Source organism: Bacteroidales bacterium (assembly GCA_035299085.1).
GTDB lineage: Bacteria > Bacteroidota > Bacteroidia > Bacteroidales > UBA10428 > UBA5072.
This window is the reverse complement of the sequence record DATGXG010000052.1, coordinates 1-26,471: the sequence shown is the minus strand read 5'-3', so window position 1 is coordinate 26,471 and position 26,471 is coordinate 1. Positions and strand designations below refer to the sequence as shown.

Sequence of the window (26,471 nt, the reverse complement as noted above, 5' to 3'; positions counted from 1 at the left end):
TGATTGATATACGATTCTGGTTGCTGATTGAGGTGGCATTACCTCGACAATAATCAGACTAACAGATCAACTGACTGACTGACTAAATTAAACAAAAGAAATATGTAAACATGCATAAGCTCAAAGATACGCTGCTGTATAGATTTTCATGCCAAGAATGAAGTTGGAGGATGGGGTAAACAAGAACACATCATGAATATTACGACAGATCATAATACCAATTATAGGAGCTAACTAAATTGGAACATGTTACGGCTGGTGCATAATTAATAATATTACCACCTTGTCTTTTACATATTTGACAGCAAGCCATTGATCTCTGCATAGATTCATTTATCAGTGGATTGAAATCCATATCAGAAGAATCGACAATTCGTTTATTCACAATAATCTTAGCGACCCCAATACTGACCGTTACAAATAAAGAATACGTAACACTATCCCAATTATAGGTTCTGATATTATTCAATAAATTATTTGTATAAACTTGAATCAGATCATCAGAAAAGTTTAACAGACAAATGACAAATTGATCACCACAAATTCTGTTGATAAAAACGTTATTATTGATTTCATTCTCCCGATTAAAAGCGAGATGCATAATTTGGAGTATTTCACTTATAACCGTATCACCGCAAATGTTTCCATATTTCTGATTTATTGCTCCAAAACGATCAATATCAACATAAATCATTGTAGAATTAAAAATGGTTGTAAATAATTGAGAATTGAAGAAAGCCGATAGATTTTGTGTAAAATTAAAAGCCGCTTTTTCCTTAAAATGAGGATCTTTTTGAAAAATAAATTCTTCACCACTATAAAATGAGCTTTTGCTCTTAAGTTTAATTCCTTTAGGGTTTCTTATTTGTTCCTGCAATAATTTCTTCAACTTAATGCATCCATTATTGAATGAACTTATAGAATCTTTTTGAACAATGATTCCTTGAATAGAATGAAGGCCAAATGGAATAATCTCCTTAAAACTTTTATCTGATATATAATATATTGGGATAATTTTATGATTTGAATTTTGCATTAATTCAATAGCTAATATTATCTCTTCTTGCTGATAATGAGATTTTGCTGATTCTTCAGAAATAAGGATAAGAGTAATGGAGGACCGTTTCTGAGCCTTAGTAATTTGTTCCCGCCATTTATCTCCGCATTGTAACGAGTTAGTATCAAGGAAAACATTATAATTTAGATTTGTCAGTATCTCATAAAATTGAGTGACAATTACCAATTCGCTACTTGGATAGGAAATAAAGATGTTATAGGTAGGGTTGGAAATTTTCATCTGTAATATTGTTTTATGCGAATTATAAAGATAAATAAATTTATCAAAACAATTCTTATAAACTTATAAACTAATAAGATAAGGCCAAGATAGATCATCCTTATATTGAACTTAATCAGATTCAATTCAAAATATATATCCCTTGTTTACTTTCTCCGTTTTGTGATAACCGGATTAGTTGTTTAACAATATTCATAGTGGTTAGCTTTCCCTCCATTTTGATAAGAGTTATAATTTGCCCGTAGAGCAATTTCTAAAAATTGAATTGCTCACAGATTATCTTCTTCTAGTCTGAAACTTTTTCTTATTTTAACAAATGAAAATTTATTGGCTTGAAATGGCTTTAATAAAAACTAATAAATTAAATTTTATATATATAGGTTTTTTTAGGATTGTCTTAACAATAGATATATTATCATATTTATTAAAATTTCAACTTCCATGAAAATTTCAATTGTTTACTTTTTCTCAGTTATCTCATTGCTTTCAATAGATTGTATCTTAAATGCTCAAGTGAAAAAGCCTGATAACTTCCACCACTTACATTATAATAATTTTAAATCTAATACAAACTCAACTAATCAAAGCTTTCCTTCTGAAAAGCCTGATTCATGCGTATATTATACATTCTTGACCAATAAAGATTCAATTCCGAATACGAAAGTAGTATACAATTGGAATCAAGATGGCAAGGTAAAAATGGAAGCCTATTATTTGTGGGACGATATCAGAAAAAAGTGGAGGGGAAATTTTAGGGAAGATCGTGAATGGAATCAATGTGGTAAGAATACTGTTTACACTTGTTTTGAGTGGGATATTTTCCAAAACAACTGGAAAGGTAAATTTAAATCTAATTTTGAATATGATGATTATGGTAACTTAAGTACCCAATATATTTCAAATTGGGATACTATAAAGAATGTGTGGTTCCTCTATCAAAAAATAGTATTTAACCGTGATTCTTCAGAAGTATTTTTTGAGACTACCTATCAAAAGGATAATATTTCTAACTTTTGGTTTGTAATTTCAGAAAACAGATTTGAAATATTTATCAATCAATTTGATAGTACATCAATATGTTCACATTGGGATTATGATTTATCAACTTGGATTAAAGATAAAAAATATTCAAATTTTGATGATGGTCGTTTATATGTGGACACAACAAAATCTTGGAATGAACAATTATCTGAATGGATTCTTTATGACGTTTATTCAGAAATTAGTGATGATAAGGGTAATCTTATTGAACAATGTTACCAATCTTGGTATAATGGTTATTATGCCTCAAAAATTGAGTATAAGAATTTTGAAGGTAAACTACATAAACTTCAGTTTGGATATTTATGGAACGTATCGAATAATCGCTGGGATTATTGGGATAAGGTCGAATATGAATACGATGAGAAAGGCAACCTTATTCTTGAACTACATTATATGTTTCGAAACTCAATATGGGAAGTAGCTAATAAAACGGCTTGTAGTTATGATGATGTCAAAAAGCTCAATTGCACTATTTTTTATGATTTTAATGAAGATAATAATTGGGTTGTTAGGAACAAATCTTATGAATATTTTCCAATAAATACTATTAGTAATAATGATATACCAAAATGTGTTATAAACCTTTATCCCAACATATCAAATTCACTTATTTATATTGAATTGGAAGTTAAGAACAATATGATTATATATGACTTGAACGGGAAGCCGGTTTTATCCAAATCCCTTGAAAAGGGCTTAAACACAATCGATCTGACTTTCCTTAAAGCCGGTCTATACATCATTCACCTATTCAATGATTCTTTAAACTTTGAAGCCAAAATAATTAAAAAGTAAAAAATTTCAATTTAATTCTTGACAATTGGAGTTATACTATATAATTTGCCACCAACTTTGCCACCACAAAAACAAAAAGCGCTTGATTTTCAAGCGCTTATCTCATGTTTCTGTTGCCCTGCTAGGACTCGAACCTAGACTCTTCTGATCCAGAGTCAGACGTGTTAGCCAATTACACTACAGGGCAGTAACTTTTTTAAGAGACGCAAAAGTATAAAGTAATTTTGAATTCCCAAAAGAAAAATTACTTGTTTGTTTTTCGGTTGCTCAGCCTCTTTTTATTCCTCAATTTTACATCAGGATTAAAGATTAAGGAATATGCTCGTGACGGATAAGAAAACAATCGACACCTACTATACGGCCCTCTTTAACCGCGACGACAGCTATATCGGCATCTTCTACGCCGGGGTTAAAACCACTTCGGTCTTTTGCATTGCGAACTGCCGAGCCCGTAAGCCCAAGCCGGAAAACATTGAGTTCTTCACTTCGGTCAAGGATGCTTTTGACCACGGATACCGGCCCTGCAAAATCTGCCGTCCCGCTGAAAACGCCTTTGAATCACCCGAACCGGTTAAACAGGCACTTCACCTCATCCGCTCAAACCCCAAACAAAAGATACCCGATTATATGCTCAGGGAAAACAATATCCGCCCCGAACAAATCAGACGCTGGTTTTTGAAAAACTACGGCATGACTTTCCACGCCTACCAGCGTATGTACCGGATCAACAACGCCTTTACCGAACTCAAAACAGGCACGAAAATTACCCATTCGGCTTTCGATTCGGGTTACGAATCATTAAGCGGTTTTGGTTATACTTTTAAGAAATATATTGGCCGATCACCTATGAAAAGTCTTGAAACACAAATCATTTTAATAAGCCGGCTGGCTTCTCCCCTTGGACCGATGTTTGTTGCCGTTACCGATAAAGGGGTTTGCATGCTTGAATTCACCGACAGGCGGATGCTTGAAACGGAACTGAAAGATCTCCAGAAATCACTGAATGCCCGGATTATCCCGGGTGAAAATGAATACACCCGACAAGTTAAAAAAGAACTCGAAGAATACTTTGCCGGCACCCGCCAGCATTTTGATGTGCCCCTCGACCCGATAGGAAGCGATTTCCAGAAGAAGGTCTGGACGATTTTGATGGATATCCCCTACGGAAAAACGGTATCTTATATGGAACAGGCCACTACTCTGCAAATGCCCGCTGCAGTAAGGGCCGTGGCAGCGTCCAACGGACTTAATAAAATTGCCATTATTATCCCCTGTCACCGGGTCATCGGCTCAAACGGTAAACTCACCGGTTACGGAGGCGGGTTAGAACGAAAACGATGGCTGATTAACCATGAGCGGGAACACTGCAGCGATCCCACTAAGCCTTTGCAGCTATTTTAGCCCAGTCATCCTTCAACGTTACCGTGCGGTTGAAGATGATTTTGGAAGGAGTTGAATCTTTGTCAACACAAAAATATCCGGTACGCTGGAACTGGTATTTTTCAAGCGGTTTGGCTTCCTTCACACCGGGTTCAGCTTTAGCCGTAATTACTTTAAGTGAATCCGGGTTCAGGTTCGACTTCCAGTCCTTTCCTTCTTCTACTTCATCCGGATCAGGAACCGAAAACAGCCTGTCATAAAGTCTTACTTCCACATCCAGGGCATGAGCCGCGGAAACCCAATGTATAGTGGCTTTTACTTTACGGTTGGCACCTTCAAGACCACTGCGGGTGGTTTCATCGTAAGTGCATTTTAAATACTGAATGGCTCCAGTGGCAGGATCTTTTACCACACCGGTGCATTTTATGATATACCCGTTTTTAAGCCTTACTTCGTTGCCAGGTGACAACCTGAAGAATTTCTTCGGGGGATCTTCCATGAAATCTTCCTGTTCAATGTAAAGTTCCCGGCTGAACGGAATCTCGCGGAAACCTGCACTTTCGTCCTCCGGATTGTTTTCAGCCTGCATGAATTCCACTTTTCCTTCAGGGTAATTTTCAAGGATCACTTTCAGGGGATTGGAAACCACCATCACGCGACGAGCTGACTTATTCAGATCTTCCCTGAGAATATGTTCCAGGAGGGCCAGTTCAATTATATTTTCGCGTTTGGCAATGCCTACGGTTTCAGCAAAATTCCTGAGTGCTTCGGGTGTGAATCCTCTTCTTCTGAGACCGCAGATTGTGGGCATCCGGGGATCATCCCAGCCGCTCACATATTTTTCATTCACCAGCTGAAGCATTTTGCGTTTGCTCATGATGGTGTAATTCAGGTTAAGTCGCGCAAATTCAATCTGTCGCGGTCTGTATTCGCCTTCCACGATCTGGTCGAGGCACCAGTCGTACAACGGCCTGTGGACTTCAAACTCAAGGGTACATAATGAATGCGTGATGCCTTCAATGTAATCCGACTGCCCGTGAGCCCAGTCGTACATAGGATAGATGCACCATTTATCGCCTGTACGATGATGATGGGCGTGTTTAATCCTGTACATAACAGGATCTCTCATATGCATATTCGGTGAGGTCATGTCGATCTTTGCCCTGAGGATCTTGGATCCGTCGGGAAATTCACCATTTTTCATGCGTATGAAAAGGTCCAGGTTTTCTTCAACCGACCGGTTCCGATAGGCGCTTTCTTTACCGGCCTGTGTGGGAGTGCCTCTTTCGGCGGAGATGTCATCGGCTGAACCTTCATCTACATAGGCTTTTCCTATTTTTATGAGCTTAACAGCCCAATCAAAAAGCTGGTCAAAGTAATCGGATGCGTAGCGGGCCTCGCCGTTCCAGTTAAATCCAAGCCACTGAATATCTTCTTTAATTGAATCGACATATTCCACATCTTCGGTAACCGGGTTGGTGTCATCAAAGCGCAGGTTGCATTTTCCATTATATTTCCTGGCTATTCCGAAACTCAGGCAGATTGCCTTGGCATGACCGATATGGATATAACCGTTAGGTTCAGGGGGGAACCTGGTATGAATCCTGCTCCCGTTTTTACCTGACCGAAGGTCTTCTTCAACAATTTCTTCAATAAAATTAAGCGTCTTTGAGTTATCGGAGTCCATATATATGAATGATTAACAGCGTTTGTAAGCGAACAAAAGTAAAAAAAACTCATCACCGATTTCCGGTAAATAAAAGTTTATTTTTGTATCTGTATAAAAATCATGCCGGAAATGGGACAGCTTGTATTGAAAAATTTGGAATTTTATGCTCATCATGGCCATTTTAAGGAGGAACAGATTATCGGTGGACGGTTCAGTGTTGACCTGGTAATCGATACCGATATTACAAAAGCTGCTGAATCGGATAACCTGGATGATGCAGTGGATTATAGTAAAATATACGAAGCAGTGAAAGCTCAGATGGCCATTCCGTCAAACCTGCTGGAGCACCTGGCTGCCCGGATTGTGGATGCTGTATATGCTGTGTCGGGAAATATTCAAAAAGTCTCCGCTACCGTATCCAAGCTCAATCCCGCTATCGGGGGACATATGAGCCGGTTCAGCGTAATCATTACAAAATGAAAGTAGATAAAGGTAAGTTGAAACGGTGCCCGGCCTGTGGCCGGTTTTTCACCTGCCAGGGTGAGGATGACTGCTGGTGCGAGAAGGTAAGGATTCATGCCAAAGAGATGAAAGAGATCATGAATACCTATAAGGATTGCCTTTGCCCCCAGTGTTTAGGGAAGTATAGTAGGGAGTAGGGAGTACGGAGGAAGACCTGACAGCGTCGAAGACCTGTCAGCGTCTGGATTATGGAAGCCTGTCAGCGTCTGAATTAAGAAGTGATATGGAGAACTGAATGCATGAACTTCTGAACTACTAAACTTCTAAACTTTTAAAAATAGAAATATCTTTGTTTCAAACTGCGGTAACATGTTCAGAACCGTTGCAATTTTGACGCTGCTGATTTTTTCGTCCGGCGCAGGCTTTTGCCAATCCGAAGTTGATTCCCTGCTTAAGGTTTTGGATAAAACAATGGAATCAGCCGGAACTTACATGCATCAGAAAGAAAGCCGGCTGAAAAGCCTTTATGCCCTGCTCGAAACAAAACAACAGTCGCCCGAGCAGCATTATGCCATAAACTCACTTCTTTACAAAGAATACCTCAAATTTAAATTCGATTCGGCCCTTCATTATATGAATAAAAACCTTGAACTGGCGGAATCAGTGAAACGCACGGATCTCATCAACGAATCACGCTTCGCTCTTTCCCGGATATTTTCAGGTTCCGGAATGTATTTCGAAGCGCTTGACGTGTTGAAACAGGTAAAGAAGCAGGATCTCAATCCCGGCCAACTGACCGATTACTATGCATGCATGCAGCAATTATATGCTGAATTAGGCCTGTACAGTGCCCTACCGGCAAATGCTGAAAAATACAACATCCTTTCCTTCGCCTATCGCGACACCCTGGTAGCCCTGCTCGATCCGAAATCATCAGAATCATTGCGCTGGCAGGCCGCGATCTTACAGGACAAAGGTGATTTCGAACAATCGCGTAAGATTAATTCACGCCTCATTTCCGGAGTTAAGGAAGGAAGCGAAGATTATGCCCTGTATGCTTTTCTCAGGGCCATTTCATTCCGGATACAGGGAAATACGGTCGATGAGGAAAAGTACCTGATCAAATCTGCTATTTCGGATATAAAAAACGCGGTGAAGGACAATGTCTCCCTTACCCTGCTGGCCGTGCTCCTGTATGAAAAAAACGATATCGACCTGGCTTACCGTTATATCATGTATTCCCTTGAGGATGCCAAATTTTACAATTCACGGCTCCGGTATGTGGAGATCTCAAAGATCCTTCCCCTTATCAGCGAGTCTTTCCGCCTTAAAAATGAAAAGCAGCAACGGCAGCTTCGTTTATATGCATTGGTAATAACTCTTTTGGCTATATCGCTTATAATCGCCAGTATATTTCTTTACAGCCAGATGAAAAGGCTTTCAAAGGCAAGGCAAAGTTTACAGGATGCCAACCTTACCATGCAGAAACTGCATGAGGATCTCATACGGGTAAATGCCCAGCTGAAATCGCTGAACCACGAATTACTCGAATCGAACCGTACAAAGGAAGAACACATCGGTTTCTTCCTGAACCTGTGTTCTACGTATATCGACAAGCTCGATGACTTCAGGAAATTCGTACACAGGAAAGTAACATCAGGACAAAATGAAGATCTTTTCAAGGTAACGAAATCAAGCCACTATTTTGATTCCGAACTGAAAGAGTTTTACAGCAATTTTGATAATACTTTCCTTCACCTCTTTCCGAATTTTGTAGAGCAGTTTAATGCCCTTCTGCTTGAAAACGAAAGGATTGAAATTAAGAATGACGAGCTTCTGACAACCGAGCTGCGTATATTCGCACTCATCAGGCTGGGTGTCACCGACAGTTCTAAAATAGCCAGCTTCCTTCGTTACTCGGTGAACACCATTTATAATTATAGAACACGCATCCGTAACAAAGCCCTGATGCCCAGGGATGATTTTGAACGAAAGGTAAAAATGATAGGGATCAATGTTGAAGCGTAATTGTCTCCTGGTCCGTTGGTCTTCTGGTCTGTTGGTCTTCTGATCTTTTTTGTCCTTGTTATACAAACGAATTTTACAACTACCGATTACCGATATTACTGATCACCCTATTCAGGCCCTGACTCCCACACTCCCACTCTCCAATTCTCCCCATCTTTCTTTTATAGAAAATCTATATTGCCATTCTAATAACTATTTCTTTGCTTGATTGTTATATTCGTTAAGGGTTCAAAAAATCTATATTTCAGCCACCTGAAAACTGAAACCGGTGGGGACGCTTCTACCTTTATAAAAATCCGGTTTTACTGTAACCATTAACCCGACCGTTCTTGATTTTTTGAAATAAATCTAAGTCTATGCAAAGAAATATACTCTTTCTTTTATTCATCTTTCTGTCCGCTTCAATTATTGCCCAGCAGGTAACGGTTAGCGGTACGGTCAAAGACACTGCCAATGCACCTCTTATTGGTGTTACTGTTGTTCAGAAGGGCACCAATAACGGGAAAATCACAGACATCAATGGTAAATTTTCGCTTACAGTACCTGATCAGAGCATCATTTCATTTTCAATGATCGGTTACACAACCAGGGAAATTACTGTTAATGGAAGTGCAGATATAAACGTAACTCTTTCTGAAGCAGTAAATGAAATTGAACAGGTAGTAGTAATCGGTTATGGAACCGTTAAGAAAAAAGATATCACTACCTCTGTTGCGGTGGTTTCGACATCCGACCTCCAGGAGAGGCCAATGTCTTCAGCTGCTTCTGCCATACAGGGAAAAGCCGCAGGTGTCATGGTGATGTCGCCAAGCGGCGAACCAGGAGCCGGGCTGGTTGTAAGAATCAGGGGCAATACGTCTATTAACGCGAGCAATGACCCTCTGTACGTGGTTGATGGGATTCCGATGAGTGAAATCAGTTTTTTGTCGTCGAATGACATTGAATCGATGCAGATCCTTAAGGACGCTTCATCTGCTGCAATATACGGTTCGAGAGCTGCCAACGGCGTAGTGCTGATAACTACAAAAAGCGGTAAGCGGGGCAGGAATTCTGTCACATTCAATTCCAGTCTTGGCTTCAATCAGGTACAGGAGAAAATAAAGTCGTTAAATACGCAACAGTATAAGGATCTCATGGATGAAATAGGGGCTGCTACAATCCCCGAAGGACTTACCGATCAGACCGACTGGTTTGATGAAACTTACCGCCTTGGAACCGTGCAGAACTACCAGATTTCATTTACGGGAGGAAATGAAAAAATGAACTACTACCTGTCAGGAGGTTATCTGAATGAAGTTGGCGTTATCAAAGTAGCCTATTTTTCAAGGTACAATTTCAAAGCCAATTTCGAAAATCAGTTAAAAAGCTGGCTCAAAGTAAGTTCCAATATAGCTTATTCCGATTACGCAAAAAATGGAATCATTTCCGGAACGGGTTCAAACAGGGCAGGTGTTATTCTGTCTGTTATAAACACTCCGAAATACGCCCCTATTTGGGACGCGAATAATCCCGGACAATATTATAATAATTTTTACGGGGCGCAGGTTACACATCCAGTTGAGAATATGTCAAGAACTGAAGATGACAGAGACAGCAACAATCAGTTTGTCGGATCGCTTAGCGGAGATTTCAGAATTGCGTCGTGGCTGAATTTTAAATCCACGATGGCCATCGACCGGATATATAATCATGGTTCAACATTCCTTGATCCAAAAAAGACTTCGTATGGAAGGAGCTTGTACGGCAATGCCACCGATAACCGTTCTCTTAACACTGTGCTGACTTTTGACAATATTTTGACTGCCGACAAAGCTTTTGGCAAACACACTCTCGGATTGATGGCTGGGACTTCGTGGACGTCTTCGAAATGGTCATTGAGTTACATGGGGGCCTCTCATTTTCTGAATTCTGCGATTAAAACACTCAATGCAGGGAACAAGATCGATCCGTGGGGAACAGGAACTACGGGATCCAACTGGGATATTATGTCGTATTTAGGAAGACTCACCTATAACTTCGACAGCAAATACCTGTTTACGGCGAATTTCAGGGCAGATGGCTCCTCTAAGCTTGCACCGGGTCATAAATGGGGATATTTTCCATCATTCTCAGCAGCCTGGCGTATATCATCCGAGCCTTTCATGCAGCAATTCACCTGGCTTCATGATCTGAAACTACGGGGAGGTTGGGGACAGACCGGTAATCAGTCAGGGCTGCCCGATTACGGTTATCTTGAAATGTATAGTATTGAAAGAAGAGCATGGTGGGATACCGGACAGAGCAATGCAGTGCCTAACCCGGTTAGAAGCAATATGAAGAACATTGATCTTACCTGGGAAACCACTTCAACAACAAACCTCGGATTGGACATAAGCCTGTTAAAAGGAAGGCTCACTATGTCAACCGATGCATATTATAAATATACGAAGAACCTTCTGTTCAATATCATAATGGCTGCACCCTGGGATCCACTCCTGCGTAATGAAGGAGAGATGTCAAACAGAGGAATTGAATTCTCTGTGAATACAAAGAATTCTGTGAACGCATTTAAATGGGAAACGGATTTCAATATTTCATTCAACAGAAACAAAGTTGAAAAATTCCATCTTCAGCCGGTGTATTATTATGGAAACACCTCTGAAGCAACGAGTGAGTATGTCATAAGGATGACTCCGGGACAGTCCATTAGTAAATTCTGGGGCCTTATAAGCGACGGCGTTGATCCGGAAACAGGTAATCTGAAGTTCAGGGACATCAATCATGACGGTAAGATCACTCTCTCGGATAAGACTTATATCGGTGATCCCAATCCTGATTTCATTTATGGAATGACCAATAATTTTTCATGGAAAGGAATATCGTTAATGATTTTACTTCAGGGATCACAGGGAAATGATATTTACAATGCTTCACGCATGGAAACGGAAGGCATGTATGATGCCAAAAACCAGTCGACAAAAGTACTCGACCGCTGGCGCCGGCCCGGACAAATAACTTATATGCCAAAGGCCACATCGGCAAAAGACAATTTGGTGGCATCCACCCGCTTTGTTGAGGATGGCAGTTATCTCCGGGTGAAAACTTTAACTATATCCTACATGTATACAGGCAAGCTTCTTAAGAAAATCGGATTCTCTTATGTTCAGCCTTATTTTACTGCGGAAAACCTGATCACCTTCACCAATTACAAGGGTTTTGACCCTGAGGTAAACCAGTATGCCGACAATGCCACCGTGCAAGGAATCGACTGGGGCACCTATCCCCACTCAAAAAGCTATGTATTCGGTTTAAATTTTGAATTCTAAAATGGATTGAGATGAAATACACATTTAATTATATACTTATCTTCATTCTGGCAACTCCCTTTTTGTCCTGCTCCCTCAACGAGGATCCTATTTCAGATTACAGTGAAATAGTATTTGGCAGTCAGGATACATCGGGAACACTAAAGTTCAGGACAAGGGCGGATATGTTTACCCAGTACCAGGGTGTTTATAACCAGCTTAAAGGAAATCACGGTCTTGAAAACTGGAATCTCGACTTCCTTGTATATACCGAGACTCATTCTGATAACGCATACCGGGGTGCAACAGATGCAGAGCTCACACAGCTTGAACAACAAAAACAGAATGGGATCAATAAAAACATTGAACGCGACTGGAAAGCTTACCTTGAAATGATCAGTAACGCAAACAGTGTGATTGTATACGTGGATTCGGTGCCGGATCCTGCATTAACTGCAGCAGAACGTAAACAATGGAAGTCAGAGGCACTTATTCTGCGTGCCTGGATCATGTTTGATATGGTAAGGCTCTGGGGTGGAATTCCGATGATTCTGACAGAGCCCCCTGCCATTAATTCCCGCAATATCGAGGAAGTGTATCCGCTTTATTACCCTCCAAGAAACACTGTTGAGGAAGTTTATGCACAGATTATTTCGGACCTTGAAACAGCCCTTGAACCGGGTGGAGCGCCGCCAATAGATCCTTCGAATAAATTCAAATTTTCAAGAACAGTTGCAAATGCCCTGCTGGCTAAGGTGTATGCTGAACAGCCGGTAAGAGATTACAATAAAGTTATTGAATACTGTGAACTGGTTGAACCCGATGTTTCTCTTGTATCAAGTTACGGTGACTTGTTCCTGGTGAATGATTCAAAGACCGACGTACGGTTAAGAAATTCGTCAGAGTCAATCTTTGAAATCACGTTTGCAGACGGTGGCAATTGGAATACCTGGATGTTTGGAGTGGATGAAACCGATCCGGCCAGTGTATACGATTGGGCAAAATGGATGACGCCTACCCGTGATTTGATTGCTGCTTTCGATAAACAGGGTGATATAGTCAGAAAACGTATTACAATGGTACAAGCCAGTGTTGCATGGAGTAATCATTATCCATCCGATCAATACTGGTTCATGCATAAATTCCCTTCAAAATTCAACAGCATAATCAAACTCAGGCTTGCCGATATCCTGCTTTTAAAGGCTGAAGCTTATACGGCTCTTGGAGATTTAACCGCAGCTGCTGATATTGTAAGGAGAATAAGAGCCAGGGTGGGGCTTGGACCTTTAGGATCCGCACAAACAGGCACTCAGGACGCTATGATGAATGCTGTGCTCAACGAAAGGAGACTTGAGCTTGCATTTGAGGGCCAGCGTTGGTTTGACCTTGTCAGAACCGGAAAGGTTTATGATGTGCTGAATACACTGAACCAGCGTGATCCGGGCAGGTTAGCCATGGATCCGGTTACCGAAAACTCAATCTATTTACCGATCCCTCAATCGCAGGTTGATATCAACCCATCTCTTGTTCAGAATCCGGGATATTAGAAATTAACGAATAAATCAACATTTTATGAAAAATATATACCAGGCGACTGCATTGTTAATTCTGGCGATTTTCATTGCCGGTTGTGAAAAAGACCCGGAACTGGTGACCTATCCCAAATCCTTCCCTGTCTTTACACAGGCCGAAGTGGCGGAATCAACCATAAATTATAATGATTCAATAACACTATCCGTTCAGCTTTCCGACAGGGTAACCCCTCTTTCAACGCTTGAGGTACAGGTTGTACTGAACAATGAGGTAGTTACTCAGGAAAGTGTCAGAACCAAAGGAAATGAAAGCCAGGTTACCCGAAAGTATAAAATACCGTTTGGTCCCGATGCGCTTGACAACTCTGCAGTGAAAGTTTACCTCACCTCGATAAATGTTGACGGTTACACAACAGACACCATCATCAGCAGCACGGTTGCGAAACGCCCGGTGATTACACAGTTGTATATTGTTCCGGAAACAGGAACCACCTATAAAATGGCATTGGTGGATTCTGCAAACTTAATCTTCAGGGGCACCAACATGTCATATGGTTCGACCCTTAAATTCCGATTGGCCACAAAGATCAATAAATTCAATAAAGTCGACTGGACCGGTCTCGTATTCGGGTTTAAAGACGGGGGGATCAACCTCGTTACTATTGATGACGACTATATCGAAATTTCTGACCCTGGATTGATAAGCATAACTCAAATCACATTTGATGCCATTGCACTGACAACCACTTTCACCGGAAAGCCGCTTGAACCGGTGACAACACTGGATATCAGCAACGATTTGTCATCGATGTTAATGGCGGGAAAAAACTTTAAAGGCGGAAATGTTTATTTCGGCAAAGATCTTGAAATAACCTTTACCGGAATTACAAACCTTAGTAACAGCCTGGCTCCGGATTACTTTGAAGTCACAGGTGATAACACCGCAAAATTCATTGGTCCCACAGGCATTTATAAAGCCTACTATTATGTCGACGGCAATTACCTGTATGTTGAACCCCAATCCGAGGTAATTTATCCCGAAGCTCTGTGGGTATGCGGTACCGGACTTGGCAGGCCTTCATCTCCGTACACCATAACCACGAGCTGGAACTGGAACACACCGTTTGATTACGTGCCTTGCGTCAGGATTTCCGAAGGCGTTTACCAGTTTACGGCTTATATGAAAAACACTCCGGATGGAAGCTATGGCACCCTCGATTTTAAATACTTCTTTAAACGGGGTTGGTGGGATGCCGACCACGAAATTAACGCCTCACTGTATACTGTCGGTGAACCACTTTACGGTTTATGGGTTGAAGGGAAATACGGAAACGTGAATGGCGGGACAACAGCATTCGAAGGGGTATACCGTGTAACCCTTGACATGAATAATAAGACAATGACTCCTGTAAAGATTAATTAATTATAGCTCAATGAAGAATTTTCTGATTATCAGTCTTATTGCCTTTGTCGGTCTGCTTTCACCGACCTGTGAACGGGGAAATGACAAGGGAAATAGTGGTAATGATCCTGAGGTAAAGTCCGACGGCAAAATGTATATAACCTCCGCTGATAAATCACGGTTGTTCGATACTGTTGACCTGCATTTCAACACTACACCCAATATGGACATTGCCACCACTGTGACACTGAACCCGGCTAACCGTTACCAGGAAATTGACGGATTCGGAGCAGCGATTACAGGTTCAACGTGTTATAACCTTCTTCATATGACTGAAGCAAACCGTTCCAAACTTCTTCATGAAGTTTTTGATACAGTGAATGGCGCCGGCTTCAGTTATGTAAGGATCTCCATTGGAGCATCCGACTTTTCGCTCAATGAATATACATGGTGGGATACTCCGGGAATTGATAATTTCAAGATGCCTGAATTAGACAGACGTGACCTGATCCCGGTTCTGAAAGAAATCCTTGCCATCAATCCCCGGTTAAAGATTATGGGTTCTCCCTGGAGTTGTCCCAAATGGATGAAAGTGAACAACCTGGCTGATAAACAGCCTTATGATCACTGGACAAGCGGTCAGCTGAATCCTGCCTATTACCAGGATTACGCTACGTATTTCGTAAAATTCATCCAGGCTATGGAACAGGAAGGGATTCCCATTGAATCCATCACCATTCAGAATGAGCCCTTGAACCGGGGAAATTCCATGTCACTTTACATGACCTGGCAGGAACAGGCTGAATTTATAAAAAGCGCACTGGGCCCGAAGTTTGAAGAGGCAGGGATTAAAACAAAAATCATTGTCTTTGATCACAATTACAACTACGATAATGTGGCCGATCAGATCGATTACCCCAAGAAAATATATGCCATTGCTGATGCGGCCAAATACGTGGATGGCGCAGCATATCATGCCTACGGCGGTGATAAGGCTGAAATGCTTGATGTCCATAATGCCTTTCCGGATAAAAACTTATACTTCACAGAAATGTCAATCGGCACCTGGAATTACTCCTTTGAGGGCGACCTGATCTGGAGTATGCGTGAACTGGGTATTGGCACCCTTAATAATTTCAACAAAGCTGTGATTGTATGGAATCTTCTTCTTGATGAAAACGGTGCTCCTAACCGGCCCGGCGGTTGTAACACCTGTTTCGGCGCCATAGAGATCAGGTCATCAGACTATGCCACACTTGACCGGAAAACCCATTTTTATGTTATTGCCGGCTTATCGAAGGCTATATCAACTGGTGCACACCGGATTGGCTTTAATGGTTACAAAGCTGACGGATTGACTATGACGGCGGCTGAAAATACGGATGGTACCTATGGTGTGGTATTGCTGAACGAAAATGCAAGTCAGGTTAAAATGACGATTGAAGACGGTAGTCATTCATTTCCGATAACCATTCCGCCGAAGAGCATTGCCTCATGCAGGTGGAAAAAATAATTTTTTACTAATTCCTTTTACTAACTAAAAATCCATTAAACATGAAAAAAAGAATTTTACCATTTTTGATTTTAACGCTGCTCACCACAATGAGCTTTGCACAGTCACGCCAGATACAGGTGACTGTTGCCGATAGCGTACAGGTAGTTTACATTGCCGGTACAGTCAACAACTGGAGTGAGCCGGGTACCCTGATGACGCGGGTAACCGATACAACGTTCACATACGATTTTGAAGCAGCCGACACAGCAGGTATTGAGTTCAAATTCCTTACAGGTCCGGCCTGGAAGTATGAGCAGGTTCAGGCTGCTAATTTCAGGTATTCTACTGACAGTATTACACGTGTTGATGAATTTAAGGCATATTATGACACAACCCTTGCCGATTCTGTAACCATTGATGTTCTGGTGCCTGCTGAAGTGTTTCAGCTGAATCTTACCGGAAATTTTAATGGATGGGATCCAATTGCCAATCCTATGGAAATGGTAGATTCTACTGCTGATGGCAAGGAATTCATGCTTAAAATTTATACACTCGATACCACAGCCTTAGAATTCAAATTTGTTGCAGGACCAGGATGGTCATATCAGCAATCGAATGACGCCAATTATAAATACATGGACGGGAATGTGGTTACATGCGAGGAATTCGACGCTATATTCAATCCTAATAATGTAGGAGATATTGTTCTGAACATCAAAGTTCCCGAAGGAACTCCTGAAGTTTGGATCATTGGCGATTTTGTAAGCTGGAATCCCGACAATGCTGTACAGGCAACTAAAGTAACGGATACAACATACACTATTACGATTCATGCAGCTGATATTTCGTTCAAAGTATACAATCATCCGGGTTGGGATTGGGAAGAAGCCAAAAATGAAGCAGGAGAATCAGTTGCCGATCGCACTGCATCATTCCTTGACGGACCTACTTTTGACATTACAGTTGCCTTCTGGAAGGCCGTATATGAAACTCCTACCCCTGTTCAGGAAACCGATAATGTTACCAATCATATTTATGTAAAGAATGGTAGTGTGGTTGTAGAAGGTGTTGAAAAAGACGTAGCCGTAATTGACATCCAGGGACGCGTATTACAAAATGTCCGCACCCGGGGCACTTTCATGTCGCGTTCATTAAACACAGGTGTATACATCATCCGTGTAGATAATAAAGTTCAGAAAGTAATGGTTCCGTAATGAACCTGGTTTTTAGTGGCTTATTTGCAGAAAGGGGGACCATGTGGTCCCCTTTTTTTGCCTGCATCCAGCCAAAACTTCTTAAATCAAAAATCAGTGTTCGGTGTTTGGTGTTTCTTCTGGGACCTATGTGACCTTTGGGACGTATGAGACCGAAGGCATCCAGTATCAAATATCCAGTATCCGGTATCTGTTTTTTCACTATATTCGATGTCCAATCCCTCATTCCTCAACCCTTAATTTAATTATTATACAATGAACTCATTGCGTATCCTGCTTTTCATGTTCTTCTCATTTCTTGCATTAGTTACACCCGCCCAACAGTGGAAACCCGTCGGCACAAGAATCCGGACAATATGGTCAGATAAAGTTGATCCCGTCAATCCCCTGCCTGAGTATCCGAGGCCCCAACTTGTAAGGGATCAGTGGCAAAACCTGAACGGTTTATGGGATTTCGCCGTGCTTCCGAAAGGGCACGGTACACCTGAGAAATATGAAGGAAGTATTCTGGTACCATTTGCCATTGAATCGAGCCTTTCGGGGGTCCAGGGTAAGGTGGGACCTGAAAACGAATTGTGGTATCGTCGTTCTTTTACAGTTCCGGCCCCATGGAAAGGGAAACACATCATGTTAAATTTCGGAGCGGTCGACTGGAAAGCCGATGTGTGGCTCAACAATGTGAAGATCGGATCGCATTCAGGAGGTTATACGCCCTTTTCAATAGATCTCACCCCATGGCTGAATAAAACCGGGAATCAACAGCTGGTTGTAAGAGTGTGGGACCCTTCGGATGAGGGATACCAGCCTCATGGAAAGCAGGTTAAAAAGCCGCAATCCATCTGGTATACTTCGGTTACCGGCATCTGGCAGACGGTGTGGATTGAACCGGTGAATACTGCCTATATTTCAGGTCTCAAAACAGTTCCGGATATTGACGGCGGTACATTGACTGTGAAGCCTGAAATTCAGGGCATGATGCCCGGAGATTTAGTGGAAGTAAAAATCCTGGACCAGGGAAAGCTGGTTAGCACGGCTAAAGCAGCCGTAGGTCAGGAAGTACTTGTCACCGTTCCCGGGGCTAAACTCTGGAGCCCTGAGACCCCATTTCTTTATGATCTCCAGGTTTCACTGATCAGGAACGGAGTTGCCGCCGACCTGGTGAAAAGTTACTTCGGCATGCGTAAGATTTCGGTTAAAAGAGATGACAAGGGAGTGGTGAGGTTACAGCTTAACAATAAAAACTATTTTCAGTACGGGCCGCTCGACCAGGGATGGTGGCCGGATGGTTTATATACCGCGCCTACCGATGAAGCTCTTGCATTCGACATACAAAAGACAAAGGATTTCGGATTTAACCTGATCCGCAAACATGTGAAGGTTGAACCGGCCCGTTGGTACTATCATTGCGACAGGCTTGGCATGCTGGTATGGCAGGATATGCCTAGTGGTGATGACTCCCCGGAGTGGCAGACAAGAAATTACTTCAATGGAAAGGAAATGCAGCGCTCAGCCGTGTCTGAAGAAAATTACAGGAGAGAATGGAAAGAGATCATCGATTTGTGTTACTCGAATCCATGTGTGGTAACCTGGGTTCCATTTAACGAAGCCTGGGGCCAGTTTAAAACCCCTGAAATTGTGGAATGGACAAAGATCTATGATCCTTCACGTCTTGTGAATCCCGCAAGTGGCGGCAATCATTATGACACCGGTGACATGCTCGACATTCACAATTATCCTGATCCGGTAATGGCCATGTTCGATGGCAAACGTGCCTGCGTGCTGGGTGAGTACGGCGGTATTGGGCTCGCTTTGGAAGGTCATCTCTGGGAAACCGGCCGTAACTGGGGATATGTTCAATATAAGACTTCCGAAGAAGCCACGGATGCCTATGTAAAGCTTGCAGAAAAACTGAAAGCGCTTGTGCCGACCTGTTACTCAGCCGCTATTTACACCCAAACCACTGATGTGGAAATCGAAGTGAACGGCCTGATGACCTATGACCGCAAAGTAATAAAGCTGAATGAGGAACGGGTGAGGAAAGTGAATCTGGAAGTGAGAGAAACGTTAAGCCAGCCGTCATTGCGATGACCGGTTCCTACGGTCAGAAGCAATCTGCCCGCACAGGCAAACCATTTCAAAGGACCATTGTCTGTGCTAAGCGATTCGTCTATACCCCCACGTTCGGCTAAGGCTCTGCCTTAGTCGAACATATCTTATCAGGCTCTGCCTGATTAAATCAATTAAATTCAGGCGTAGTCTGAATAGATATGTCCGACCGAGGTAGAACCTCGGCCGAACGGAGCGATTCTTCTATACCAGTGCTAAACGAAGTCTGTGACTTCGTCTATACGTAACAGAAAGTTAATTAACTTATAAATGATGTTCCGTTCAGACGAAGTTGAAAACTTCGCCTAGCACAGCTACCATTTATTCCCAGCATTTACCGGATCTCTTAGGCCTTAAAAACTTAATTCCTTAATTGCTTCGTTCAAACACCGGAAATTCCGTAATCCTCAGCGTTGTGCATCCATAGGGCACAAGCGTTACGGGCACCAATTCCTTTTCATCTGCCTTTCGTCCCCACCATGCAGGGAAGACAGGAATTCCATTCTGCAATTGCCATTCGGGGTAATCGGCAGCCCGGGCAATTATCGATACCGGGCAGTTTTCGAGGTTCCAGGGATAAACGTCGCCTTCCCAATGACGTTCTTGTATTTGGTAAACTGAATCAGCATGCAGCAGGTCGCTGCTATACAGAGCAAAATTCCATTTACTTGTCGGGTAAAATTCTGTAAACGGCCCGAATTGATCTTTCCTGTCCCTGATTTTTGATTCCGCATCAATTTTCAATGCATAAACAAGCGGTCCTCTTTCTATGGAAGCAGCAAAATCGTACCACCTTGAGCATTTCATCTGCATAGGAAGTTTAAGGTAAATCTCATCACCGTTCTTCCATTCCCGATCTATTATCGCCACATGGTTCACTATTTCTCCATTCCAGGGGGTGTTATTAATTGAAATTTCTGCTTTTGCAGACCATGACGGCATCCTGAGATGAAAAGGAAATCTACCGCTTTTGTCAAGTTTCACTGAAAAACGTATATTATCCCAAAACGGGTAGCCGGTGGTTTCTATGATATGAGCTTTGATACTGTCGCCCACCAGAAGACTGACTTCACTCGGCCCATAGAGCAATGCTGCCACTCCCCTGTCGGTAGTGGCATACCACATATTCTGCACAAACTTGGGCCATGCCTGGTGCATGTTTGAAGTACAGCAGGGATACCCGCTGAGCAATCCAAAAACATAATCGGTGTATTGATGACCGGTTGTAAGATAGGAAACCGACAGCCTGTCGGAAAGCTCCACCTGGTTGGCCGATTGGAAATACTGCCGGGTATTAAAATCATCGGATGCCTGGGTTGGCAGTGCATTGTAAGCGATCTTTTCGACCTGGTCGGCGAATTCCATGTCGCCCGTAATAGCCAGCATGGTTTCAAGAGAGAACATCATTTCGGCGATGGAGCAGAATTCAATTCCCTGCACAGGGTTTTTTCCATGAAGGCCTTCATCAGCGGCAAACATACCCTGCGGCTGGCCGTGATATTTACGGATATCCAGGAATGCTTTCTTTACCGAGTTGTAATATTTCCTGTCCGGATGTTGCTGGTAATATACCAGCGGTTCCTTAATGCCCTGGCAAAGGTTAACACCGTGCATTCCGCCCATCTGTGAAACGGTAAGGCTGTTGATCTGGGCCGTGTCAAACGGATAGGTTTTAAGGTCGAAATATTGCCAGGGGGACGTCAGTTCTGTATAATTTTCTTTGTTTAAAAAAACCGTTGTCCATGGAAAAGTCTGTTTGGCAAGCAAATCAGTCAGTTCAAGCAGAAACGGATCACCGGTTATATTATACAGCCAGTAAACGACCATCATATTATCGCCTCCACGTTGGTTAGCCCAGAAAGTCCAGTGATCCAGTGGAGTCTCCGGCAGTGTCTTCAACTGGTACCGGAAGTAGGCCGTAAGGGCTTTGATAACCCTGGGATCGGATGTAGCATTGTAATATTGCATCAGTACCTTCAGCATCACCATTTTGGGCCACCAGTCCTCGCGCTGGCTTTTCTGCAGTCCCGGTTCAAAGGGAGGTTCCGTTTTAAACGGAACAGGGCCGAGGTAACCGTCTTCGCGCTGGTTATTGAGTGTCCATTCGATCCAGGGTTTTACTTTGGCTTTAAGCACAGAGTCATCGAGAATATAGGCGAGAGGCAGGAGACCGTCGATCCAGTAAGGACCGCGCTCCCATCCGTCACCGTGGCCCCCTAACCAGCCGTTACGGGGACCAACAACCTGTGAATACACTTCGTCGAGGTGTCCGGTAAGGCCGTTCTTTTGGCGGATGAGCTGGTCGAGTAGCCATGCCCGGGGTTTTATAGCGCCAAGGGGTAGTTCGAGATAGGTTTTTTCAATGAGGGGTGCCCGGTTCTGAAGGTAGAGGGCGGGTTTTTTCTCGCGGGAGCAGCCGGTAAAGAGGATTACCAGGAGTAATAATATTGACCGGTTCATAGGTTCAGAATTATACTCCAAGTTAGCACATTTATCTCACAGAGTAATTAATACTCTGCGTTTTCTCAGCGCCTCTGCGGCTCTGCGCACTTTATTTCTCGCAGAGCCGCGGAGACGCAGAGTTGACGCCTGCGGCGTCTCAGTTTAACTCGCATATTCTCTTAAATTCTACCAGAAATTATTTGAATAATAATATTTGCGTCTCTGCGATGTGTGCGAAGCACACATACTCTGCGCCTCTGCGGCTCTGCGAGAAATCCAATGATGCCGAAGGCATCAGAAGTATTGCTCCAAGTAACTCTCGCGAGAAATTCCTCGCAGAGCTGCGGAGACGCAGAGTTGACGTCTGCGGCGTCTTGATGTTGGATAATTTACAGATTATTGACAATTCTGGTAATTCCGTCTTTAATCAGCACTTCATTGAAGTTGATTAACAGACCAAGTTTTAGACGGGACAATTTCAGATACGTGAGCAACTGCTTTTTGTGCACTGGCATCAGGATTTCTACACTTTTTATCTCAATCAGAACTTTATTTTCTACTATAATATCCGCCCGAAAACCAAGATTTAGATTTACACCTTTGTAAAAAGCCGGAATAGGTTGTTGTTGAATGAAATTAAATCCGGATTGTTTTAATTCATAACACAACGCGCTTTCATAAACAGATTCCAGCAAACCCGGGCCAAGTTCGCAATGAATACGATAGCAGCAATCAACTATCATTCCTGATAACTCATTTTCTAACATAAGAATATAAATATAAAATTTAGAAACTCTACGTTTTCACTGAGTATATAATTGCGTCTCTTCGATGTGTGCGAAGCACACATACTCTGCGACTCTGCGACTCTGCGAGAAATCCAACGATGCCGCAGGTATCAGAAGTATTGCTCTAAGTAACTCACGCGAGAAATTCCTCGCAGAGCCGCAGAGTTGACACTGTGGCGTTCTGAATTATTTCTTCACAATTTTGCCTGTACTTATTCCTCCCTTTCCGCCTGTAACGCGGTATATATATATCCCCGGATTTAAGTCTGAAAGATCAATTTCCGAGGCACCGTTACTATCTTCATCATTCACCTGCATGATCATTTTACCTGCCGGATCATATAAGGCAATCATCACTGCCACTCCGCTTTCATATACGAACCATGCACTACCCGAAACAGGATTAGGATAGACTTTTAGCGAATGGTCAGCATCCTCAGACACAACCGGATCCGGTAACGCTCCGTCCTGTACAACAAGCAATGAAACCGTATCCACTCCTTCACCGGTCACCAGAATTTCAGCAGACCGGTTAGCGGTATCCGGGTTTTCCTGGAATATGATACTGATTGTGGTATCATTCTGCTTTAATGCGGCCAGCCAACCTGCCTTATCCTCAACATTCCAGTTGATATTGGATGAAACCATAAAACTGGTGGTTCCTGAAAGAGATTCAACTGATCTGGACGCCGGTAAAACACTCAGTGCAGGCAGGGCACCGGATTGTACCAGTACAAATGCCTGCGATGAAACGCCTTCACCACCAACCCATATCACCGCATTCCGGTTCAAAACCAGGGGATTGGCCGTAAACTTTACGAGTATCGTGCTGTCATTTACTTTTTCAGCAAGAATCCATTCAGTTTCCGGGGTTACAAACCAGTCGATATTGGATTCAACAGAAAATAGTATTCTTCCAGTATCACATGCAACTGTTTGTGTGTCCGGGCTCACTTCCAGGAAAGGAGGGCCTCCCTGCTGTGTAACAGTTACCACTTGTGACTCGGCACCTTCGCCACTTACAATTATTTCAGCCAAGCGTTCGGAGATTGTTTTGTTTTCTTCAAACTCAACAGTAATATTGTTACCTGATTTTCCAGCCGTTAACCACGAAGCAGTTTCATTAACGGTCCATTCGATATTTGACACGACCGAAAATTGAGTATTACCTTCATGATAATCCACGATTTGTGAATCGGGGGATACGGAAATCGACGGCTCGGCTCCCTTCTGATTGATTGTAAAAAGGCATGGATTCACCCCGTCTCCTGAAATCATAATGATCGCTGAGCGGGGTTGCAGGCTGAAATTTTCATCATACACCACAGAAAATGTGGTATCATTTGTTTTTACTGCATTCAACCAGGATTCATTTTCAGAGGGTGACCAATCGACGGTTGAATGAACAGAAACAGTTGTTGTTCCTGAATTCGCACCCACAGTATCAGAAACTGGACGGAACTTTAATAATTTGGCAGTGTATGTAGCGCTCCATCCGGCCAGTTCAACTCCGCCATCAGTAGTAAAGGTAATCAGCATACTGTTCCCTGAAGAGGTAACGTCGGGAGGTATGCTTGTACCGCTGAATTCTCCAAGTAAAGGCGAAGAAATTGTTTCACCGTCATATACCCTCACAATATCATATCCTGACTCAGTAGCAAAAGAACCGAATTTCAGTTCGATTCCTGATGCCTCCTGAACTTTTATCAGCTTCTGGCACGCCATATTCGTATAATAATTCAAACCTCCGCTGTTATCGGTTATTACACCGGTTTCTTCAGCAAAAAACTGATTTACGCAGGGCCCGTTATAACCAACAGGGGCATTGCCGTAATAGGTTGCGCTCCATCCCGGTCGGGTAACGCTTCCATTGGTGGTAAAAACAACCAGCATACTGCTTCCGGAAGAAGTAATGGCTGGTGGAAGTGAATTACCGCTGAATTGTCCGATGAGGGGTGATGATGTAGTCTCACCGTCGTAAACCCTGACCACATCATGATCAGGTTCCGTATTAAAGGAATTAAAAAACAGGGTTACCGATCCACTGTTTTCCGGTTGGATCAGCTTGGAACAGGTCAGATTATTGGTATAATCCGATGCACCGCTGTTGTCGGTAACATTTCCCGAAGTGGTTGTGTATGTTGCTGAAACGCAACCACCGGCATCAGGAGTACTTTTGAAAGGGAATATTTGTTTGGGGTTATCCACCATAATAGTATGCAACTCATCATCTGTAATCCCGCTTGCTTTTAATTCAGGGACAATATCGTTCAAGATATGCCCGTACCCGTAACCGCCGTTTCTGACGTAGCATACCGAAAAGCAGACGTCCTGTGAGATCAGCAGATGATCCAGATAACCTGCGTCAATCAATGCATTCAGCGTTTCAGGCAACCTGAGCACATCAATGTAACCTACACGCACTTCAAGCCCGATCATGTCAAAGGCAATATAACAACCCCGGTTGGCTATGGTAATATAATCATTTACCCAGTAAACATAGGGTACGCAATGATTCATAATAACCCTGTGCAGGTCGGCGCCTTCATTTTCGATCACATCGAGTACATGGTTTCTTTCTGCAAAGGTTGCCCTGTCACCGTCGAAATGAAGTTCTACAGCGGCTCCGGTAATTTTCTGTGCTCGTGCTGCAGCCCTGACGGCCTTTTCTTCAAAATCGGTGATCGGCTTACTTATGCCGATTTTGATGAAACCCGCATGAATGCCGTTAATGCCATTGAAAATATCGTTAATGATGATGTCAGTTAATTGCTCAACTGATTTGCATTTTATCGAATCGGGAATCCACTGGTCTTTATAGTAGCCCGTGCACATAATCACATTGGTATTGGTGGCCGTGGAAATCGTTTTCAGTTTTTCAGGGTTTCTTCCGATACCGATTGCGGAAGCGTCAGCCACTGTTTTTCCTCCGGCACCGGTGAAATATCCGAGTTCTTCAATGGCAATGTTTTCATCGGTAAGGTCGAGGTAGTTATATTTATGAACGATGATGAGGTGTTCATGGGGAAGTGTGATTCCCATAGAATCCGGTGAAATGAGACCGCGGACTGTCATCACCTTTCCATTCCAGTCGGGTGCAGGTTGAGAGAATGCATAAACCGACAAAGAGCACAGGACGAAAAGAAAGGTTAATTTTTTCATGTGATGAAAGTGAAATGGAACCGGAATCTGCTCAATAATAGTAATTAAGAGGCCAATAACCAAAGAAAATTGATGGAGTGCTTTTGAAATTCCGTGAACGGACTTCCAAATCAAATTAATTTTTATCTTTGCCGCGATTACCTTATTGATTGGTCTCTTGGCCGAGGGGTTAGGCAGCGGTCTGCAAAACCGCGTACGGCGGTTCAAATCCGCCAGAGACCTCTTAGGATTATAAAGGATTGAAGTAATAAACTTCAATCCTTTTGTTTTATAGGCAATTCCATAAAATAAATATACATTAAGAGGTACCCAAAATCAAATATTTCTTAACTTTATTACTCATTTATTACTCTTACCACTATGAACAAAAT

The 26,471-nt window shown here is 42.6% G+C and carries 16 protein-coding genes and 2 tRNA genes; 12 read left to right on the top strand and 6 right to left on the bottom strand.

Features of this window, described 5'->3' with window-relative positions; genetic code table 11:
- Positions 1 to 199 precede the first annotated feature (199 nt).
- Positions 200 to 1,297, bottom strand: a complete 1,098-nt coding sequence (locus VK179_17400) for a TIR domain-containing protein (protein HLO60530.1) — start codon at positions 1,295 to 1,297, stop codon at positions 200 to 202.
- Positions 1,298 to 1,738: 441 nt separating this feature from the next.
- Here VK179_17400 and VK179_17395 point away from each other — a divergent pair, with 441 nt between their 5' ends.
- Positions 1,739 to 3,136 (top strand): T9SS type A sorting domain-containing protein, encoded by a 1,398-nt coding sequence (locus VK179_17395; protein ID HLO60529.1) that lies wholly within the window; start codon positions 1,739 to 1,741, stop codon positions 3,134 to 3,136.
- Positions 3,137 to 3,249: 113 nt separating this feature from the next.
- Here the strand turns inward: VK179_17395 and VK179_17390 are convergent.
- Positions 3,250 to 3,323, bottom strand: a tRNA-Gln gene (locus VK179_17390).
- A 137-nt stretch (positions 3,324 to 3,460) separates the two neighbouring features.
- On the opposite strand from VK179_17390, the gene VK179_17385 reads away from it, so the two are divergent.
- Complete coding sequence (locus VK179_17385) at positions 3,461 to 4,537, top strand: methylated-DNA--[protein]-cysteine S-methyltransferase (GenBank protein HLO60528.1); 1,077 nt, start codon at positions 3,461 to 3,463, stop codon at positions 4,535 to 4,537.
- Here VK179_17385 and VK179_17380 read toward each other — a convergent pair.
- Positions 4,515 to 6,203: a glutamine--tRNA ligase/YqeY domain fusion protein gene (locus VK179_17380; protein ID HLO60527.1), complete on the bottom strand. Its 1,689-nt coding sequence runs from the start codon at positions 6,201 to 6,203 to the stop codon at positions 4,515 to 4,517. The genes VK179_17385 and VK179_17380 overlap by 23 nt on opposite strands.
- A 102-nt stretch (positions 6,204 to 6,305) precedes the next feature.
- Between VK179_17380 and folB the strand changes: the two genes are divergently transcribed.
- The 9 genes from folB to VK179_17335 all read left to right on the top strand — a co-directional run bounded on the left by folB (position 6,306) and on the right by VK179_17335 (position 19,690).
- Positions 6,306 to 6,665 (top strand): dihydroneopterin aldolase, encoded by a 360-nt coding sequence (gene folB / locus VK179_17375; GenBank protein HLO60526.1) that lies wholly within the window; start codon positions 6,306 to 6,308, stop codon positions 6,663 to 6,665.
- Positions 6,662 to 6,844, top strand: a complete 183-nt coding sequence (locus VK179_17370; GenBank protein HLO60525.1) for a cysteine-rich CWC family protein — start codon at positions 6,662 to 6,664, stop codon at positions 6,842 to 6,844. Before folB ends, VK179_17370 begins: the two co-directional genes overlap by 4 nt.
- Before the next feature lie 172 nt (positions 6,845 to 7,016).
- Complete coding sequence (locus VK179_17365) at positions 7,017 to 8,675, top strand: DUF6377 domain-containing protein (GenBank protein ID HLO60524.1); 1,659 nt, start codon at positions 7,017 to 7,019, stop codon at positions 8,673 to 8,675.
- A gap of 356 nt (positions 8,676 to 9,031) precedes the next feature.
- Entirely contained in the window at positions 9,032 to 11,980 is a 2,949-nt protein-coding gene (locus VK179_17360) for a TonB-dependent receptor (protein ID HLO60523.1), read from the top strand.
- Between the two features lie 11 nt (positions 11,981 to 11,991).
- The gene (locus tag VK179_17355) at positions 11,992 to 13,506 is read left to right on the top strand and encodes a RagB/SusD family nutrient uptake outer membrane protein (GenBank protein ID HLO60522.1); all 1,515 of its coding nucleotides are present in this window, start codon (positions 11,992 to 11,994) and stop codon (positions 13,504 to 13,506) included.
- 25 nt (positions 13,507 to 13,531) lie between these two features.
- Positions 13,532 to 14,914, top strand: coding sequence for a DUF5016 domain-containing protein (locus tag VK179_17350; protein HLO60521.1), 1,383 nt, complete (start codon positions 13,532 to 13,534; stop codon positions 14,912 to 14,914).
- Positions 14,915 to 14,924: 10 nt separating this feature from the next.
- Positions 14,925 to 16,406 (top strand): glycoside hydrolase family 30 beta sandwich domain-containing protein, encoded by a 1,482-nt coding sequence (locus VK179_17345; protein ID HLO60520.1) that lies wholly within the window; start codon positions 14,925 to 14,927, stop codon positions 16,404 to 16,406.
- 41 nt (positions 16,407 to 16,447) lie between these two features.
- On the top strand, positions 16,448 to 17,602 hold the full coding sequence (locus VK179_17340; protein HLO60519.1) for a T9SS type A sorting domain-containing protein: 1,155 nt from the start codon (positions 16,448 to 16,450) through the stop codon (positions 17,600 to 17,602).
- Positions 17,603 to 17,857: 255 nt separating this feature from the next.
- On the top strand, positions 17,858 to 19,690 hold the full coding sequence (locus VK179_17335) for a glycoside hydrolase family 2 TIM barrel-domain containing protein (protein ID HLO60518.1): 1,833 nt from the start codon (positions 17,858 to 17,860) through the stop codon (positions 19,688 to 19,690).
- A 387-nt stretch (positions 19,691 to 20,077) separates the two neighbouring features.
- On the opposite strand, the gene VK179_17330 is transcribed toward VK179_17335, so the two are convergent.
- The 3 genes from VK179_17330 to VK179_17320 form a co-directional block, all read right to left on the bottom strand.
- On the bottom strand, positions 20,078 to 22,168 hold the full coding sequence (locus VK179_17330; GenBank protein ID HLO60517.1) for a beta-L-arabinofuranosidase domain-containing protein: 2,091 nt from the start codon (positions 22,166 to 22,168) through the stop codon (positions 20,078 to 20,080).
- A 371-nt stretch (positions 22,169 to 22,539) separates the two neighbouring features.
- A complete protein-coding gene (locus VK179_17325; GenBank protein ID HLO60516.1) occupies positions 22,540 to 22,917 on the bottom strand; it encodes a GxxExxY protein in 378 nt (125 codons plus the stop codon).
- 207 nt (positions 22,918 to 23,124) lie between these two features.
- The gene (locus tag VK179_17320) at positions 23,125 to 26,100 is read right to left on the bottom strand and encodes a CUB domain-containing protein (protein ID HLO60515.1); all 2,976 of its coding nucleotides are present in this window, start codon (positions 26,098 to 26,100) and stop codon (positions 23,125 to 23,127) included.
- Positions 26,101 to 26,251: 151 nt separating this feature from the next.
- On the opposite strand from VK179_17320, the gene VK179_17315 reads away from it, so the two are divergent.
- A tRNA-Cys gene (locus VK179_17315) sits at positions 26,252 to 26,322 on the top strand.
- The last annotated feature ends 149 nt before the right edge of the window (positions 26,323 to 26,471 follow it).

Coding starts and splice junctions, on each gene's coding strand:
- VK179_17400 (HLO60530.1), bottom strand. CDS start 1,297: ATGAAAATTTCCAACCCTACCTATAACATCTTTATTTCCTATCCAAGT.
- VK179_17365 (HLO60524.1), top strand. CDS start 7,017: ATGTTCAGAACCGTTGCAATTTTGACGCTGCTGATTTTTTCGTCCGGC.
- VK179_17355 (HLO60522.1), top strand. CDS start 11,992: ATGAAATACACATTTAATTATATACTTATCTTCATTCTGGCAACTCCC.
- VK179_17380 (HLO60527.1), bottom strand. CDS start 6,203: ATGGACTCCGATAACTCAAAGACGCTTAATTTTATTGAAGAAATTGTT.
- VK179_17335 (HLO60518.1), top strand. CDS start 17,858: ATGAACTCATTGCGTATCCTGCTTTTCATGTTCTTCTCATTTCTTGCA.
- VK179_17320 (HLO60515.1), bottom strand. CDS start 26,100: ATGAAAAAATTAACCTTTCTTTTCGTCCTGTGCTCTTTGTCGGTTTAT.
- VK179_17330 (HLO60517.1), bottom strand. CDS start 22,168: ATGAACCGGTCAATATTATTACTCCTGGTAATCCTCTTTACCGGCTGC.
- VK179_17395 (HLO60529.1), top strand. CDS start 1,739: ATGAAAATTTCAATTGTTTACTTTTTCTCAGTTATCTCATTGCTTTCA.
- VK179_17370 (HLO60525.1), top strand. CDS start 6,662: ATGAAAGTAGATAAAGGTAAGTTGAAACGGTGCCCGGCCTGTGGCCGG.
- VK179_17360 (HLO60523.1), top strand. CDS start 9,032: ATGCAAAGAAATATACTCTTTCTTTTATTCATCTTTCTGTCCGCTTCA.
- VK179_17345 (HLO60520.1), top strand. CDS start 14,925: ATGAAGAATTTTCTGATTATCAGTCTTATTGCCTTTGTCGGTCTGCTT.
- VK179_17325 (HLO60516.1), bottom strand. CDS start 22,917: ATGTTAGAAAATGAGTTATCAGGAATGATAGTTGATTGCTGCTATCGT.
- VK179_17350 (HLO60521.1), top strand. CDS start 13,532: ATGAAAAATATATACCAGGCGACTGCATTGTTAATTCTGGCGATTTTC.
- folB (HLO60526.1), top strand. CDS start 6,306: ATGCCGGAAATGGGACAGCTTGTATTGAAAAATTTGGAATTTTATGCT.
- VK179_17340 (HLO60519.1), top strand. CDS start 16,448: ATGAAAAAAAGAATTTTACCATTTTTGATTTTAACGCTGCTCACCACA.